The 14,970-nt window shown below is 39.6% G+C and carries 16 protein-coding genes; 8 read left to right on the top strand and 8 right to left on the bottom strand.

Annotation, left to right across the window (positions count from 1 at the left end):
* Positions 1-74 precede the first annotated feature (74 nt).
* Positions 75-839, top strand: coding sequence for an ion transporter (locus AVFI_RS11740; protein ID WP_012532909.1), 765 nt, complete (start codon positions 75-77; stop codon positions 837-839).
* A 73-nt stretch (positions 840-912) separates the two neighbouring features.
* Here AVFI_RS11740 and AVFI_RS11745 read toward each other — a convergent pair whose 3' ends face one another.
* Entirely contained in the window at positions 913-2,430 is a 1,518-nt protein-coding gene (locus AVFI_RS11745; protein WP_005420998.1) for a CYTH and CHAD domain-containing protein, read from the bottom strand.
* Between the two features lie 185 nt (positions 2,431-2,615).
* On the opposite strand from AVFI_RS11745, the gene AVFI_RS11750 reads away from it, so the two are divergent.
* From AVFI_RS11750 to AVFI_RS11760, 3 genes are all read left to right on the top strand, one after another.
* Positions 2,616-3,296 carry a TIGR00153 family protein gene (locus AVFI_RS11750; protein WP_005421000.1) on the top strand — a complete coding sequence of 227 codons (681 nt, stop codon included), beginning with the start codon at positions 2,616-2,618 and terminating at the stop codon, positions 3,294-3,296.
* Positions 3,297-3,323: 27 nt separating this feature from the next.
* On the top strand, positions 3,324-4,604 hold the full coding sequence (locus tag AVFI_RS11755) for an inorganic phosphate transporter (RefSeq protein ID WP_005421003.1): 1,281 nt from the start codon (positions 3,324-3,326) through the stop codon (positions 4,602-4,604).
* Positions 4,605-4,772: 168 nt separating this feature from the next.
* Complete coding sequence (locus AVFI_RS11760) at positions 4,773-5,384, top strand: TIGR04211 family SH3 domain-containing protein (RefSeq protein WP_012533660.1); 612 nt, start codon at positions 4,773-4,775, stop codon at positions 5,382-5,384.
* Between the two features lie 63 nt (positions 5,385-5,447).
* On the opposite strand, the gene AVFI_RS11765 is transcribed toward AVFI_RS11760, so the two are convergent.
* Positions 5,448-6,128, bottom strand: a complete 681-nt coding sequence (locus AVFI_RS11765; protein WP_054775666.1) for a general secretion pathway protein GspB — start codon at positions 6,126-6,128, stop codon at positions 5,448-5,450.
* A gap of 1 nt (position 6,129) precedes the next feature.
* Positions 6,130-7,686, bottom strand: a complete 1,557-nt coding sequence (locus tag AVFI_RS11770) for an ExeA family protein (RefSeq protein ID WP_012533328.1) — start codon at positions 7,684-7,686, stop codon at positions 6,130-6,132.
* A 137-nt stretch (positions 7,687-7,823) separates the two neighbouring features.
* Between AVFI_RS11770 and AVFI_RS11775 the strand changes: the two genes are divergently transcribed.
* Positions 7,824-9,047, top strand: coding sequence for a multifunctional CCA addition/repair protein (locus tag AVFI_RS11775; protein ID WP_188863593.1), 1,224 nt, complete (start codon positions 7,824-7,826; stop codon positions 9,045-9,047).
* 129 nt (positions 9,048-9,176) lie between these two features.
* Here AVFI_RS11775 and AVFI_RS11780 read toward each other — a convergent pair.
* From AVFI_RS11780 to folB, 4 genes are all read right to left on the bottom strand, one after another.
* Positions 9,177-10,348, bottom strand: a protein-coding gene (locus AVFI_RS11780; RefSeq protein WP_139073841.1) for an IS3 family transposase whose coding sequence is annotated in 2 segments (ribosomal slippage) — positions 9,177-10,078 and positions 10,078-10,348 — 1,173 coding nt in all. Because the reading frame shifts where the segments join, the coding sequence is not laid out codon by codon here.
* A 184-nt stretch (positions 10,349-10,532) separates the two neighbouring features.
* The gene (locus AVFI_RS11785) at positions 10,533-11,336 is read right to left on the bottom strand and encodes an undecaprenyl-diphosphate phosphatase (RefSeq protein WP_012533074.1); all 804 of its coding nucleotides are present in this window, start codon (positions 11,334-11,336) and stop codon (positions 10,533-10,535) included.
* A gap of 9 nt (positions 11,337-11,345) precedes the next feature.
* Positions 11,346-11,834, bottom strand: a complete 489-nt coding sequence (folK, locus tag AVFI_RS11790) for a 2-amino-4-hydroxy-6-hydroxymethyldihydropteridine diphosphokinase (RefSeq protein WP_017020010.1) — start codon at positions 11,832-11,834, stop codon at positions 11,346-11,348.
* Positions 11,831-12,184 carry a bifunctional dihydroneopterin aldolase/7,8-dihydroneopterin epimerase gene (folB, locus tag AVFI_RS11795; RefSeq protein WP_005421018.1) on the bottom strand — a complete coding sequence of 118 codons (354 nt, stop codon included), beginning with the start codon at positions 12,182-12,184 and terminating at the stop codon, positions 11,831-11,833. Before folB ends, folK begins: the two co-directional genes overlap by 4 nt.
* Before the next feature lie 145 nt (positions 12,185-12,329).
* Between folB and plsY the strand changes: the two genes are divergently transcribed.
* Positions 12,330-12,926: a glycerol-3-phosphate 1-O-acyltransferase PlsY gene (gene plsY, locus AVFI_RS11800; protein ID WP_017020009.1), complete on the top strand. Its 597-nt coding sequence runs from the start codon at positions 12,330-12,332 to the stop codon at positions 12,924-12,926.
* Positions 12,927-12,977: 51 nt separating this feature from the next.
* On the opposite strand, the gene tsaD is transcribed toward plsY, so the two are convergent.
* Positions 12,978-13,994, bottom strand: a complete 1,017-nt coding sequence (tsaD, locus tag AVFI_RS11805; RefSeq protein ID WP_054775336.1) for a tRNA (adenosine(37)-N6)-threonylcarbamoyltransferase complex transferase subunit TsaD — start codon at positions 13,992-13,994, stop codon at positions 12,978-12,980.
* 227 nt (positions 13,995-14,221) lie between these two features.
* Between tsaD and rpsU the strand changes: the two genes are divergently transcribed.
* Together rpsU and AVFI_RS11815 are read left to right on the top strand one after the other, a co-directional pair.
* The gene (gene rpsU, locus AVFI_RS11810) at positions 14,222-14,437 is read left to right on the top strand and encodes a 30S ribosomal protein S21 (RefSeq protein ID WP_005421025.1); all 216 of its coding nucleotides are present in this window, start codon (positions 14,222-14,224) and stop codon (positions 14,435-14,437) included.
* Between the two features lie 29 nt (positions 14,438-14,466).
* Positions 14,467-14,910: a GatB/YqeY domain-containing protein gene (locus tag AVFI_RS11815; protein ID WP_005421026.1), complete on the top strand. Its 444-nt coding sequence runs from the start codon at positions 14,467-14,469 to the stop codon at positions 14,908-14,910.
* The last annotated feature ends 60 nt before the right edge of the window (positions 14,911-14,970 follow it).

Consider the following 14,970-nt stretch of genomic DNA (forward strand, 5'->3'; position numbering starts at 1 on the left):
TTTAGTGCATGATAAAAATACTTCATGCAGATACACACATCAATTTTGTTTTTAACGGAAATGCATAAATAATTATGATGAATCATAACAAAGTTGACCTTAAACCGATGAGCTTAATGTCACTGATACTTTCCTTTTTATCGCTAATTGTGATCTCTAGCTTACTGTTTGTACCACTAGAACATAATAGCCGCACCATACTGATCGCACTTGATACTATTATCTGCGCACTCTTTTTATTTCAACTATCTCTAGACTTATTCCGTACAAAACATAAAACACAATATCTGAAAGAGCATTGGATAGATTTTGTTGCTAGCATTCCGATTATTGAACCTGTTCGCTATGCTCGTATTTTTCATATTTTGCGTGTTTTCCGTTTACTACGATCTAGCCAATCATTACTAAAACAAATCCGTTCAAATCGTAAAGAAGCCACTATTGCCTCTATTTTAGTATTGATGGTCACGCTCATTTCTTTAGGTTCTGTCTTTATGCTGATGTTTGAAGGCAATAACCCTAATGCAAACATACAAACCGCAGGGGATGCTATATGGTGGGCCTTTGTAACCATTTCAACGGTTGGTTATGGCGATCATTATCCAATAACAGTGGCTGGTAAAATTTTAGCCGTAATGATTATTCTATCGGGTGTTGGTATTTTCGGTATGATCTCAGGCTTAATAACATCGATCATTACAGAGCCTGCGAAACTAGAGCAAAGACGGCATGAGCAACAAGAAAAGCGAGAAAGAGATGAAAAAATCAATTTACTCTTACAACAGCAAGCTGAAATTCTGAAAAAAATTGAGTTAATGGAAAATAAAAAAGAGAAGTAATCAGCCCTAATATAGGGTGATGACTTCTCTTTTCTGTTAGGTCTAACTCTTAGTTAACTAAGAACTAGTACGGCTATTGCCAATAAGGAGGATACTCAAGCCCTGCACGACGAGTTTGCTCCATAGCATGCAAGATTGATCGCTCTTGGCGCAACAACCAACGTCCAAGTTGTTCTTTCTCTTCTTCATCTTCCAGAAGTTGCACTCGTGAACGTAATGGCTCTAAACTCATCAAATCACCAATGCCTTGCAATAAATCCAGCCAAGGCAATCGGAATCCTTTTCTTCGCTCTTCATCATAAATTAGAGCAAAGCAAGTTCCTGTCATCAAATTACGACGCAAACGCATTTTCTGTTTAAAGTAATCAACAGGTAATAATTGGTTCTCTGTAGAAAATGCAGAGTCTAACGCCTCCCAAGTACGATCAAGCAATATACCTGAATGACTATCGATAGACTCTTGCAGCACTTGACGTTTTTTATCATCAAGGAAAGGCTGCCAATCACGAGTTAATATCCAACGACTTAAATCAAGTAAGAGACCACAATAACGAGCCGACATTAATAATTTCATCATTTCATCGGTTGTAGGTAATGCTTCTGCACTCTCTTTTAAGCTAGCAACTAAAAACTTACGAGCATCTAGTTTTCTTAATACATTGCCTTTTTCTTCAATTAAATACTCAAGGTGTTCAGATTCATCCAGCCAGTGCAACTCTTCTTCTAACCACTTTAGCTCTTGGCGTAATAATTCACTGGCTCGTTTAGGTACCATTTCACCAAATACCAAGAAGATTTGTCGCAAGAATGCGATAGCAATGCGAATTTCTTGTAGTGCTAATTTATCCTGAGTATCGATATAAATTTGTTCATGATAATGCCAATGTGACAATGCATGCTCTAGAGAATTAACAAAGCACGTTTCTACACTATCACTTGATTCGGTTCTTACTAAGGTTAACGGTTTTACGCTATCCGCAGGCGTATCCATCGCTAAACGATACCCTTTTGCCGCTTTACTTTGGTTGCCCAATCGCATTCCGCCAGAGCTACACAAATCACGAGCTAGGGTAAATAATGCATCAGTTTGACCCGATTTCAGTTCTAACTCCACTTCACAAATCGGTGTAGTTTTATCACCTGAAATCACTTCACCTTGGTCAAATGCCAATTCAATTTCACTGCCATCAGGCATAGCAACTAACCATTGTTGACGAACAAAATTGGTAGAAAAAAGAGGAGAAAGTTGCTGCTGAAGATCTTCTAAAGCAATGTCATCAGGCCATGCATCGGAAGGATGTAAATACACATTTGGAATGTCAGAATCGTGATCTGCATTGTATTCTGGTCGTTGATGCAAACCGGCAACAACTCTTCCCGCAGTCTTTAATGTTTGAATGCGTTCATCATTAAATCGTCGGATTCTAAGTCCAGTATCATGCTTACGAAGATGCTGTTCAGGAGTATCAAAATAGATGTTTCCTAGGTTAAGACAGCTTTGTTCTATGACTTTCGCGCCTGAAATTTTGTCTATAATAGTGTCTACAAACTCAGGAAATACAAAAAATTTCAATTCTATTTCAGTTTCCATAATGACCTCATAACCGTTGTCTTTCCAAGGATATGGCTTAAACTGTTCGGTATCAAGCAAGAAATAATGCCCAAACCATGATCTAAAGTAGTTTTATTGAGTCTAGGATTGGGTTAACATTCGCGCCTTTATGGCCATCGTCTAACAAATCACCATTAGGTGCTTGTTTTATAGGTTAAGAAACCATGCCAGTAAATACTATTATGGGGTTATTCGCAAAGTCCCCTATGAAACCTTTGCAGCGTCACGTTGTTTGTGTCAATGAATGCTGCTCACTTCTTGTTCCGTTTTTCGAAACGTGCACAAAAGGTGATTGGGAAAAAGCGAATGAAATTCGTACGCAGATTTCTCATTTAGAGAAAGAAGCGGATGTATTAAAACGTGAAATCCGTTTGAAGCTTCCACGCGGTTTATTCATGCCAGTTGATCGTACCGATATGCTTGGTCTTTTAACTCAGCAAGATAAACTTGCTAACTTAGCTAAAGATATTGCTGGCCGCGTTGTTGGTCGCCAACTTGAAATTCCAAGCTCCATGCAGGATGCATTTTTAGCTTATGTTCAACGCTGTTTAGATGCTGCTAGTCAAGCACAAGAAGTGATCAGCGAATTGGACGAGCTATTGGAAACAGGCTTTAAAGGACGTGAAGTCACTTTGGTTGCAGAGATGATCAATAAATTAGATATCATTGAAGATGATACTGATGAATTGCAAATTAAACTGCGCCAACAACTCATGAGCATCGAACACAAGTACAATCCGATCGATGTTATGTTCCTTTATAAAATCCTTGAGTGGGTTGGCGGCATTGCCGACCAAGCACAACGTGTTGGTTCTCGTTTAGAACTAATGCTATCTCGCTCATAAGTTTGTGATTCAGTAACAGGTAATACAATGGATATTCTTGCTAACTACGGCACGACCCTTATTTTAATCGCAGCCTTCTTTGGCTTCCTTATGGCTATTGGTATTGGTGCAAATGATGTTGCCAATGCAATGGGCACATCTGTAGGGTCTAAAGCACTAACAGTAAAACAAGCAATCATCATTGCTATGATCTTCGAATTTGCAGGGGCATACCTTGCAGGTGGTGAGGTTACAGATACAATCCGCAAAGGGGTAATTGATACCTCTCTATTCGCTAGCCAACCTGAAGTTTTAGTTTACGGTATGATGTCAGCACTACTTGCTGCTGGTACTTGGCTATTACTTGCTTCTTACATGGGCTGGCCAGTATCAACAACTCACTCAATCATTGGTGCTATCATTGGTTTCGCGTGTGTTGCTGTTGGTACTGAAGCGGTTGATTGGAGCTCTGTTCAAGGTATCGTTGGTAGCTGGTTAGTTACCCCGCTTATCTCTGGTATCTTTGCTTATATGATCTTTATCAGTGCTCAACGACTGATATTCGATACAGATAAGCCACTGATGAATGCGAAACGTTTTGTTCCTGTTTACATGTTCATTACGACTATGGTTATTGCACTTGTTACGATCAAAAAAGGTCTAAAACATGTTGGCTTACACCTAAGTAATGGTGAGGCATGGATTGCTTCTGCAGGTATCTCTGCATTAGTAATGGTTGGTGGTTACATGTATATTTCTCGTAAATTTGCAAACACTGTAAACGATGAGAAAGACAGCCGTGGTTTTACTGGCGTAGAAAGTATCTTCAGTACTCTAATGGTTATCACAGCGTGTGCGATGGCTTTCGCTCACGGTTCAAACGATGTTGCTAATGCGATTGGTCCTCTATCAGCGGTTGTTTCAACAGTTGAGCACATGGGCGAAATCACAGCGAAAAGCACCATTGCTTGGTGGATTCTTCCATTAGGTGGTATCGGTATTGTTGTTGGTCTTGCGACTTTAGGTCACAAAGTAATGGCAACAGTTGGTACTGGTATTACAGAACTGACTCCTAGCCGTGGTTTTGCTGCTCAATTAGCAACAGCATCAACGGTTGTATTAGCGTCAGGTACTGGTCTTCCAATCTCAACAACACAAACATTAGTTGGTGCGGTTCTAGGTGTAGGTTTTGCACGTGGTATTGGCGCACTAAACTTAGGTGTTGTTCGTAACATTGTTGCATCTTGGGTTGTTACTCTACCTGCAGGTGCGTTATTAGCGGTAGTTTTCTACTACGCAATGCAAGCGATCTTTGGTATCGGCGCATAAGCTTAATCAATTTTGCAACAATGGCACAAAGAGGAGAGTAATATCTCCTCTTTTCTTGCATCTGGGCCCAATTATTTTTAGTATCTATAGCTTCGTTTGAATCGATAAGATATCAACACTTGGTGATCTCAAAATGATTCAGGGTCCATTTTTCAAAGGAATATTATTGTGAAGCATTTTATTAGCCTGATTCTACTTGCTTGGGCTATTGCTGCGCCAGCACAAGCTCAAACTCGTTATATTTCTGATAACCTGTTTACTTACATGCATTCAGGTCCAAGCAACCAATACAAAATTATTGGTAGTGTTAATGCGGGTGATCGAATCACTCAATTGGCAAGTAACAGAAGTACTGGTTTTACGCAAATCGTAGATACTAAAGGCCGTAAAGGCTGGGTTGAAAGTAAGTTTGTTTCTCGTCAAGCAGGTTTAGGTGAGCGTTTACCAAAAGTTGAACAAGAACTGGCTACAGTTAAAACACAACTGGCTAACGCTCGTAAAGCGGCTAACAATGAAAAAGCAGGGTTAGCTGATAGCTTGGAACAACGTAATAAACAAATTCAAGATTTAGAGCAAAGCTACAGCGATGTAAATAATCAGCTAATTAGCTCTCAAACAGAAGTTCGTGAACTACGAGCTAAACTTGATACACAAAAAGAAGACCTACTACTAAAATACTTTATGTACGGTGGTGGTGTCGCTGGTATCGGTCTACTGTTTGGTTTATTACTGCCACACATGATCCCAAGTCGTAAGAAGAAACCAAATGGTTGGTCTTAATCGATAAGTTTTATGTCATAAAAAAGCTCAGACTATTCTGAGCTTTTTTGTATGTGTTACAAATTACCCTTTCCATTCATACAGAGCAGGAATTTCAATTTTCTGCCCTTTAAATTCAACAACCACGTTTCTTGGGTTAATTTCTAACAAAGAAATATTCGATGTAATGTGTCCACCAATATTCACTTCTTTCCCATTAACTTTTACCCAACGGCGGCTTGGTTTCGACGTGTAGTTATGCGTTTGAAAATTCATTGCAGGTAAACGCCCGATAAATTGAGCTGCATTTTTATCTAATGCGACAATACCAGAATAAGTATCTGACGACTCTTCAACTTCTGACTCAACATAATCATTCTCAGGATCATTCAATATTGATTCAAATCGAGCGGCTAATTCTGGAGATAACCCTGACAGATCCAACTCATTTACATTGAAATCACCAGACTCTTCCATGCTTTTATTTTTTACAGGCATCCTTGTTTCAGGTTCTGAAACCAAAGGAGCTTCAGTCGTATTATTCCTATTTTTAACAGACGAAACTAATGCGAGTTTCGTTGCCTGAATAGGTAATTTTTGAGTATCTACCTCTGGAAATGAAAGCTCTGTATAGGTCGAAGGTGGCATAATTATCTCTTGTTGCTGGGCTTGGTAATAAGGCCAAGCTATATACGCACTAAGCGATAACGGAGGTAAGATAATAATTGCTCCAATGAGTACCGGAGATATCGATTTCGACAACATATTAATCTTCTCCTTGTAATAACGGAGCATTTGCATTGGTAACACTATCTAACCACATCAAGGTACTAGAACCAGCAATTCCATCCTCTTTCAAACCAAAAATTTCCTGAAACTGTTTTACTTGTTGTTCCGTTTTTTCATCGAAGCGATCTGACTCAACCATTGGCTGCTCTAATGCGGTTGAAAGTAAGTGATTTAAAGCAAAAATGGCTGCACCTTCGTCGCCTTTTCGCATTGCGCGTTCTGTTATTATTGGCTTTTGCCATAATTGCACGTATGCCCCATTCCAGTGGCGACTAAACCATTGATGTGATACTTCCACACGCTTAGAAGGAAGCAACAACTCAACACCTTTAGAGCTCACACGATATACAATAGCTAGCAGGCCTTCGCCAGAATATTCTTGTAACCAAACAACCGCAGGACGATTCACAGCAAGCAAATCATTTAAAGATCCATTGTCATCTAAACAATATAATTGCGCACGTTTTGCATTGGTACAGTTAGCTTGGAATGAATTGACAGAGTAGCCCCATACGGAAAGTAACTGTTTAAATGCATCAGATTGATCATGAAACCCCACTAAAGGCGCTTCAACAACTGGTTCTTGTATTGGAAAATGCTTATCTAAATAACTAGGCAGCATAGAATAAATGCCAAAGCACAACAAAGCCGATACACCGATAGCGGCTAACGGAATAAAGCGACGCGCTTGAATATTTATAGATGAATGTTCAGTAGTAGAAGCAACTTGCCAGTCAAGAACCAACTCACTTGCTTTTTTAAGCGCCGCTTGATCTACTTTTTGATTGCCATTTTGATAGCTCACCCACAGTGCTTTATCACATAATAAGTTAACTAAACGAGGTATCCCATTTGAATACTGAGCAATTTTCTTAATTAATGGGGGGGAGAAAAGTGTGGTATCTCCGCCAGCAACATTCAAACGATGAGTAATATAATGCTCAATTTCTTGAGGCGTTAAAGGCAGTAAATGATACCTTGCCGTAATTCGCTGCGCTAATTGTCGTAAGTTAGTTTGCTGGAGTTTTTGTTGCAGTTCAGGTTGACCAATTAGTAAGACTTTTAATAACTTATCGCTATCGGTTTCAAAGTTTGTTAATAAACGCAACTGCTCAAGAACATCAGGACCGAGATGCTGAGCTTCGTCGATAGCAACAATGGTCTGATAACCTTTTTCGTTTTCACTTTTTAAGTAGTGAACAATGTTATCGGTTAGCTGCTTTAATGAAGCAAGAGAAGAATAAGCAATTTCAAATTCATCACAAATCGCTTCCAATAGCTCTTGAGCACTAAACATAGGGTTTAAAATTAAAGCTAAATTCACCTTTTCATCTAACTGAGAAAATAACGCTCTTGAAACTGTTGTTTTACCAGTCCCTACCTCTCCTGTTAATAATGCAAAACCACCACCTTGCCCTAAACCAGATAATAGGTAATTCAATGCTTCTTTATGACGATCACTTAAATAAAGAAATCGCGCATTTGGTGTCATTGAAAATGGCAGCTCATCAAAGCCAAAAAAATCTTGGTACATAAGGTTAAATCTATCCTAATCGGCTCAACAAAAACAAAGCATGGGAAAAAAAGTCGAAAAACTCTATTTGCACGGTATCATTGGATGTAAGAAAGTAAAGAAAGTTCTCTTTATCTTGGCAGCGATTAGGACAAAACGTGAAAATTTATTTAGTTGGTGGTGCAGTTCGAGATTCACTTCTCAATATTGACGTAAAAGATAAGGATTGGGTTGTTGTTGGATCTACTCCACAAGAAATGGGAGCTCTAGGTTATCAAACCGTTGGACAAGATTTCCCTGTATTCCTGCACCCGAAAACTAAAGAAGAATACGCCCTCGCACGAACCGAACGAAAAAGTGGCCAAGGCTATAAAGGATTTACCTGTTACGCTGAACCAGACGTTACATTAGAAGAAGATTTATTACGCCGAGACCTTACCATAAATGCCATCGCTCAAGCTGATAATGGTGAACTCATCGATCCTTATAACGGCCAACAAGACATTATAGACCGCACACTTCGTCACGTATCTGGTGCATTTACAGAAGATCCCTTACGAGTTCTACGTGTAGCTCGTTTTGCTGCTCGTTTTCACCATCTAGGCTTTACGATTGCCCATGAAACCATGAACTTAATGAAAGTGTTGGTGGATAGTGGTGAACTCTCTCATTTAACGGCTGAGCGAGTATGGCAAGAATGGCAAAAATCATTATCTAGCCAGCACCCTGAAATCTTTCTTTCTACGTTAAAAGAGTGTGGTGCACTTGCTATTGTACTACCTGAACTCAATGCTTTATTTGGTGTACCGCAACCAGAAAAATGGCACCCTGAAATTGATACTGGAATGCACACCCTAATGGTTGCTCAGCAAGCGGCTCTATTAAGCCAAGACTTACCGACTCGCTTTGCAGCACAAGTGCATGACCTTGGGAAAGGTGTCACGCCAGAATCAGAATGGCCAAGCCATAAATTGCATTGCCATACAGGTATAAAACTGATTAAAAGATTGTGTGATCGTGTTCGTGTTCCAAATGACTATCGAGATCTTGCTCTATTAGTATGCGAACATCACTCTAATATCCACAGAGCAGCAGAATTACGAGCACAAACCTTCATTAAAATATTCGATAAAATGGATGTATGGCGTAAACCAGAGCGCTTAGCTCCTATACTACTTTGCTGCCAAGCTGATCATGCAGGAAGGTTGGGGTTAGAAACTCAGCCTTACCCACAAAAACAACGTTTTGAAGCAGCATTTGATGCAGCAAAGAATGTGGAAGTGAAAGATGTGGTTGCAGCAGGATTTAAAGGCCAGGAGATCAGAGACGAGTTAAATAAAAGACGAATTGAAGCGGTAAAGGATAAGTTAGATATAAAATAAGCTATACGCTACGCTGACTAGAAACTAGAACGCTTCGCTCTAGAGACTATAAAAGCCAAGGTTTCAGGTTTCAGGTTTCAGGTTTCAGGTTTCAGGTTGATATGACCCCTTAAAAGTAGACACGGGGTTTTAGTTACTTAACTCAAAATCTATGGGGCTCTTTCCTCCTAGAGTCCCATGCCTTCTTATCGGATTATAATAGCCATCGATATAAAGTCGACTTTGCATTGTCATCTCTTCTCTTGATAGTTGCCCTAAACAGCTTATCCATTCCTTTTTATACTGAGCAAAGAAACTCTCTGAACAAGCATTATCCCAACAGTTTCCTTTACGGGACATACTGATTGTTATTCCTCTCTTGTACAACCAACGCATCGTCATCTCTGACGTATACTGAACTCCTTGGTCTGAATGAAACATCAATTGACTACCATCAGGTCTACGTCTTTCCCAAGCCTTCTTTAAACTACGAACTACAAGCTCTGCGTTGTTAATCCTACTCGTCGACCAACTGATGACCTTTCTTGAGTAAAGGTCTAATACAACACATAAGTACTGCCAACCCTCACTACATCGGACCTGAGTAATGTCTGAAGTCCAAACCCTGTTTGGCTGTGATACTGAAAACTTTCGGTCCAGTAAATTAAAAGCTGGAAAGCCTAATTTCTGCTTAGGCGCACACCCATGCCTCTTCTTACTCGCTCTGGAACGATAACCAAGACTTTGAAGCAGACGTTGGATCCGTTTCTTATTACAAATAAAACCATAAGAGATAGCGGCTTCATAGAGTTTTCTATAGCCAGGGACACAGTGTTGACGTTCGCTTTCGTCTTTTAAAAAACACTTCAATTCAGCGTTATATCTATCGCGAAGCGTAGGCTCTCTATTTAACCACTTATAATACCCTGAAGTGGACACATCAAGATAGCGACAAAGTTTTACTACCGGCCTTACTGGGCTTGAGTACTTGGAAATAAACTCAAATCTTATTCTCTTCGTCTTTCGAAGTAGGCCGTCGCCTTTTTTAAGATATCGTTCTCCAACTCCGCATCTGCTAAGCGTTTTTTAAGTTCGACAACCTCACGCTCTAGTTCTTTTAGCGATTTTTCAGGGCCTTTATTAGGAATGGGCGCTACTGTGTGTTTTTTAGATGTCATCTGGCTTCTCCATTTTACCAATAGCTGAGGAGCGATCCCAATAGAGATCGCCACTGATTTTACTGTATCTGGAGAGTCTAATGACTGTTGAACTGCGTTTCTTTTGAACTCATTAGAAAACTTTCGTTGTGATTTGATTTTCATGTCACTCAATCCTCGTGATCGAGTGTCCACTTTATTGGGGTCAAATCAGGTTTCAGGTTTCAGGAAAATAAAACCGAATACACCCGAAACCTGCAAGCATAGTATCCTGAAGCCTAGAACATTGTCACTCTAGCAATACTTGCTCTTATCGTTTCTAGTTAGCGAAGCGTATAGTCTCTAGTCTCTAATGCAAAGCTAACCATACCAATAGGCTTGAACCTAATAAGATACGGTAGATAACAAACGGCATCATTCCCATACTTGAAATTAGCTTCAAAAAGAAATGAATACAGATATAAGCACTAATAAAAGAAACAATCACACCAGTACTTAATAAGCCTAAGTGAATTGAAATATCACTCATCGCCAATTTAAGACCAAGATAAGATCCAGCAAGTGTAATAATTGGAATGGACATTAGGAAAGAAAAACGTGCCGCAGCCTCACGAGTAAATCCAAGATACAACGCTGCGGTAATTGTGATTCCTGAGCGAGAAGTTCCAGGAATCATCGCCATTGCCTGAGCAATGCCTAAAAATAACGCCTTTTTCCACGTCATCTGGTATTCATCTTTTGCTAGCGTCGCATTCTTATCAACCCACCAAAGCAATAAACCAAAAACAATCGTTGTTGCAGCAATAACCCATGCACTACGTAAATATATTTCAATAAAATCTTTAAATAGTAAGCCAAATAAAGCCGCTGGAATCGTAGCTAACACGATTAACCAAGCCAAATTTGATTCCTTGTTATGCTCTTTTTTTACAATAGAACCTACCCAAGCGGTTAATAATGTCACCACTTCTTTTCTAAAGTAGATAACCACCGCAGCTAATGTGCCAACATGAACGGCAACATCAAAAGCTAAACCTTGATCTGGCCAACCTAAAATTGCAGAGGGTAAAATTAAATGAGCTGAACTTGAGATAGGTAAAAACTCTGTGAATCCTTGCAGAAGAGCAAGAAAGAAAGCTTCAAAGTACGTCATGATATTCCATTAAGACCTTAAGTTAATTAACGCGGGTTTGAGTGATTGATTGTGAGTGAAATGATTCCATATCTCACTAATAGTTGTTTTTGTACCAGGTACAATTAAATCAGGGTTAAGCTCAACAAGAGGCAAAATAGCAAATGCAAACTTAAATAGATCCTCTCTCGGTAATTTAGGATCATCATTTGAGATCACATCACCATACAACAAAATATCCAGATCTAACGTTCGATCTTGATTCTTTTGTGCATTAGGTAATCTTCCCCATTTTAGTTCAATCGCACGTAATTGAGTTACAAGTTCACTTAATGAACACGTAACTTCTAATTCAGCGACTAAATTAAAAAAATTATTACTTGAAAAGCCTACCGGCTCAGCCTCATATACGGTTGATATTTGAGTTATGCTTCCTAACAGCTTTAACTCATCTATCGCAGCCTTTACATGCTTTTCTGGTTCAATATTGGAGCCAATGCCAATATAGGTTGTGATCATTTACTTCCTCGCTCAATCACAACGCCGACGCTATGCGCATTTACAACTGCACCAGGCTTAGATAAATGAATTCGAACCCAAGGAACAGAAAAACGAGTCATGATTAACTCGGCAATTTCTTCTGCTACACGTTCAACTAATAAAAATCGACCATTTTGAATATACTCTGTTACCGCTTCGCTCACTTCTGCATAATTTAAACAATGCTCAACATCGTCCGATTTTGCTGCTGGTTTGTTATCGTGAGCCATATCAATATCTAATACGAGCTTTTGTTTAATTCCTTGTTCCCATTCATAAACACCAATGGTGGTAATTACTTCAAGCTGTTTTATAAATACTAAATCCATCTTTGATCACACTTTTTATTAAGAGGTCGGATACCCATCAAAAGAAAAACAACGTAATATTGATATTACTTTGCTTAATGTGTCGAGCAATATACTATAAAAATGATTTCTGATCGCTCTCGATCGCTTAAATTAAGGCTCATTCATGACCCCTCTTGCACTAATTATGATCATCATCGCCTATCTGCTAGGATCGATCTCTAGTGCGGTTTTAATTTGCCGATTAAAAGGATTACCTGACCCTCGAACTTCTGGGTCTCATAATCCAGGAGCCACTAATGTATTTAGAATTGGTGGAAGAAGTGCCGCAGGGCTAGTCCTCTTATGCGATATCCTAAAAGGAATGTTGCCAGTATGGGGTGGTTACTTTCTTGAAATAAATCCTTTTATGCTTGGTATCATTGCGATCTCTGCTTGCTTAGGTCACATGTACCCGCTCTTTTTCCATTTTAAAGGTGGTAAAGGTGTTGCGACCGCTCTTGGAGCGTTAGCCCCGATAGGATTAGATTTAACAGGAATGTTATTTGGTTGCTGGGTCGCCACTGTACTTGTAACTGGATACTCTTCATTAGCTTCAATGATCACCGCTTTACTTGCCCCTCTATTTACTTGGCTTGTAAAACCTCAATATACCTTACCTGTTGCTATGCTCTCTTGCTTAATCGTTTTAAAGCATCATGAAAATATAAAACGTTTCTTTGAAGGCAAAGAGACAAAAATATGGCAAAGAAAAAGGGACTAAATAGCCCCTTTATATAGATAACGATCTTTTATGATCCAAACGGATCACTTTTTATTTAATTGGCGCTAACTGATCGATTGGCCAACGAGGTTTAGCTTGAACCGCTAAATCTGTCGTTTCGCCGTTTTTCAAACGTTGCATTCCAGCATAAGCAATCATGGCACCATTATCGGTACAAAATTCAGTTCTAGGGTAATACACCTCACCACCAATTTTCTTCATCATCATTTCTAGTTCTTGACGTAAATATTTATTCGCACTTACGCCACCAGCCATCACTAAACGTTTCATGCCTGTTTGCTTTAAAGCTCGGCGACATTTAATCGCTAATGTATCAACTACCGCTTCTTGGAAAGCAAAAGCGATATCAGCTCGTGTTTGCAGATCATCTTCATTGCCACGAATCGTATTTGCAGCAAATGTTTTCAAACCCGAAAAACTAAAATCCAAGCCAGGACGATCGGTCATAGGACGTGGAAATTTAAAACGCCCTTTTGTGCCACTCTCTGCTAATTTAGAAAGTAATGGACCACCAGGGTAATCTAATCCCATCAGTTTTGCTGTTTTATCAAATGCTTCACCAGCCGCATCATCCACAGATTCACCAAGGATCTGATATTCACCAATGCCTTTTACTTCAACCATCATGGTGTGACCACCAGAAACAAGTAAAGCAACAAATGGAAATGCTGGTGGCTCATCCTCAAGCATCGGAGCAAGCAAATGCCCTTCCATATGATGAACAGGAATTGCAGGAACATCCCATGCATAAGCAATGCTTCGACCAATAGTTGAACCAACAAGTAAGGCGCCCACTAGACCAGGGCCAGCAGTATACGCAATCCCATCGATATCATCTTTGGTTAAACCAGCATCATTTAGTGCTGCTTTAATCAACGGAATAGTCTTTTTAACATGATCACGAGAAGCCAATTCAGGCACTACACCGCCGTAATCAGCATGCAGTTTTACTTGGCTATACAGCTGATGAGCTAATAACCCTTTTTCATCATCATAAATCGCAACACCCGTTTCATCACACGAGGTTTCAATGCCTAAAATTCGCATATTTTTCTCAGCTACCTGTTAATTTATCGCCATATTACCTACATCCCTGAGCTACCTCAAGCAAGGAGATGCCTTAAGAAGGCAAAATAAACAAAGAAATTACTCAATTCTTAATCAAGAATGCTTTACAAAGAGACTAGATCGGATTAAAATTCGGCACCAATTTGAATAATAGCTGGTTAATTATAACTACCAGCGAATTGACTAACACCTGAGGTGAAAGGCATATGCCAGTAGTTAAAGTACGTGAAAACGAACCGTTCGACGTTGCACTACGTCGTTTCAAGCGCTCTTGCGAAAAAGCAGGTATTCTTTCTGAAGTTCGCCGTCGTGAACATTACGAAAAACCTACTACAGTACGTAAACGCGCTAAAGCAGCAGCTCAAAAGCGTCACGCTAAGAAGCTGTCTCGCGAAAACGCACGTCGCGTTCGCCTGTACTAATAACTTACCTAACTATTTAGGACTAAGTTATGGCTCTAATTGAACAACTCAAAGAAGAGCAAAAGTTAGCGATGAAAGCCAAGGATAAATTACGCCTTGGCACTATTCGTTTAGCTTTATCTGAAATTAAACAGCGTGAAGTTGATGGTCAAACAACTTTGTCTGACGATGAAATCATCGCTGTATTAACTAAGATGGTTAAACAACGTCGCGATTCAGTTTCGCAGTTTACTGCTGCTGGTCGTGATGATCTTGCTGAAAAAGAAAGTGCTGAAATAACAGTACTGGAAGATTTCATGCCACAAGCATTGACCGATGAAGAAGTTGCTGAGTTATTAGACAAAGCAATTGCTGAATCAGGTGCCGCTGGTATGCAAGATATGGGCAAGGTGATGGGTGTGTTAAAACCTCAAATCCAAGGCCGCGCTGACATGGGTAAAGTAAGCCAATTAGTTAAATCTAAACTGGCTTAATAATACTCTATTTATAAAACAAGCCGTGCTATCTTTGATTGCACGGCTTGTTTGTATCTA

This window comes from Aliivibrio fischeri ATCC 7744 = JCM 18803 = DSM 507 (assembly GCF_023983475.1).
GTDB lineage: Bacteria > Pseudomonadota > Gammaproteobacteria > Enterobacterales > Vibrionaceae > Aliivibrio > Aliivibrio fischeri.

Bases quoted from the DNA above. Each gene is read 5' to 3' on its own strand.
- AVFI_RS11740 (WP_012532909.1), top strand. From the start codon at position 75: ATGATGAATCATAACAAAGTTGACCTTAAACCGATGAGCTTAATGTCA.
- AVFI_RS11745 (WP_005420998.1), bottom strand. From the start codon at position 2,430: ATGGAAACTGAAATAGAATTGAAATTTTTTGTATTTCCTGAGTTTGTA.
- AVFI_RS11750 (WP_005421000.1), top strand. From the start codon at position 2,616: ATGCCAGTAAATACTATTATGGGGTTATTCGCAAAGTCCCCTATGAAA.
- AVFI_RS11755 (WP_005421003.1), top strand. From the start codon at position 3,324: ATGGATATTCTTGCTAACTACGGCACGACCCTTATTTTAATCGCAGCC.
- AVFI_RS11765 (WP_054775666.1), bottom strand. From the start codon at position 6,128: ATGTTGTCGAAATCGATATCTCCGGTACTCATTGGAGCAATTATTATC.
- AVFI_RS11770 (WP_012533328.1), bottom strand. From the start codon at position 7,686: ATGTACCAAGATTTTTTTGGCTTTGATGAGCTGCCATTTTCAATGACA.
- AVFI_RS11785 (WP_012533074.1), bottom strand. From the start codon at position 11,336: ATGACGTACTTTGAAGCTTTCTTTCTTGCTCTTCTGCAAGGATTCACA.
- folK (WP_017020010.1), bottom strand. From the start codon at position 11,834: ATGATCACAACCTATATTGGCATTGGCTCCAATATTGAACCAGAAAAG.
- folB (WP_005421018.1), bottom strand. From the start codon at position 12,184: ATGGATTTAGTATTTATAAAACAGCTTGAAGTAATTACCACCATTGGT.
- plsY (WP_017020009.1), top strand. From the start codon at position 12,330: ATGACCCCTCTTGCACTAATTATGATCATCATCGCCTATCTGCTAGGA.
- tsaD (WP_054775336.1), bottom strand. From the start codon at position 13,994: ATGCGAATTTTAGGCATTGAAACCTCGTGTGATGAAACGGGTGTTGCG.
- rpsU (WP_005421025.1), top strand. From the start codon at position 14,222: ATGCCAGTAGTTAAAGTACGTGAAAACGAACCGTTCGACGTTGCACTA.
- AVFI_RS11815 (WP_005421026.1), top strand. From the start codon at position 14,467: ATGGCTCTAATTGAACAACTCAAAGAAGAGCAAAAGTTAGCGATGAAA.